Raw genomic sequence first — 1,024 nt, 5'->3', positions numbered from 1 at the left:
GAGGCCACCGTCACCACAAGCACCATGTCGCCCGGCGCGACGCCGCCTCCCGGCATCTGCCCCGGCTTCACCGCTAACCCGACCAACTGCTGGCCAGGGAAAGGAGGCCGCGCCTCGGTGACCTGCTCCCGCACCAACAACGTGCCCGGTCGCAACTCGACAGCCGCGACCCTGCCCACCACCGATGCCCGATCACCCGCCGGGACCGGCCGCAGCGCCGGGTCGTCCGCGATCCTGGCCACGCCCAGGTCGGCGTCGGTGATCCGTTCGAACGCAGGCACCGTCCGCACCACCGACAGCACCTCAACCCGATCATCGAGCCGATTGACCAACACCACGTTCGCCCACGCCGCCAACGCCACGATCAACGCGGCCAACACGATCAACCACGGGCGACGCCGACGCGGCAACCGGACACGCGACCTCCCACCGCGGGCCTGCTGAACCTCGTCCTCAACCCGCTTCGCCGCAACCGGGGCGCCCGCCAAGCCGCCACCCGCCTCCCGCTAACCGCTTCGCAAACCCTGCGCCTCCGCCACGGCGAACCGAATCGTCGTCTCCGACCGCATCGCCGGCAGCGAACCACCAGCCGGTGCGGCACCCGTCGACCCGGTCCAGGTCACCTGCCACGTGATCGCATACATCGCGCTCACCTGATCACCCGGCATCCCGAAGGACGAGCGCCGGTACACATACCCGCAGTCCGGCGACGCCGCATGCACACCGAACCGAGCCCGGTCATACGGCGTCCCCGGCCCGCCGCACGTGACCTCCGGATGCCCGTCACCCGGTGTGAACGTCAACGACATCGGGGCGGCCGTCACCTCAGCCCACACCGGCCCCGCCTGCGCCCGCTCACTACGCGGCCCGAACACACCCGGCTCGACCCAAATCCACGTGTTCTCACCAACGATCACCGACGTGCGCCCGTCCCGCAGGCGAACATCCGGCGAGTGCCGCGCCACCGGAGCAGGCATCGTCAACCGCGAATACGCCTCCTGCGCCAACTGCCCTGGCGTCGGCA

The 1,024-nt window shown here is 70.5% G+C and carries 2 protein-coding genes; both read right to left on the bottom strand.

The annotated features are described in order from the left end of the window. On the bottom strand, positions 1–377 hold a 377-nt coding region (locus ACRDSQ_RS26775; protein WP_431424775.1), incomplete at its 3' end, for an SAF domain-containing protein. A gap of 129 nt (positions 378–506) precedes the next feature. Continuing rightward, positions 507–1,024 (bottom strand): hypothetical protein (locus ACRDSQ_RS26770; protein ID WP_431424773.1); only part of this gene is annotated, 518 nt, incomplete at its 5' end.

Origin of the sequence: Actinokineospora sp. (genome assembly GCF_050699995.1) — a bacterium.
Lineage (GTDB): Bacteria > Actinomycetota > Actinomycetes > Mycobacteriales > Pseudonocardiaceae > Actinokineospora.
This window is presented reverse-complemented; position numbering and strand designations above follow the sequence as displayed.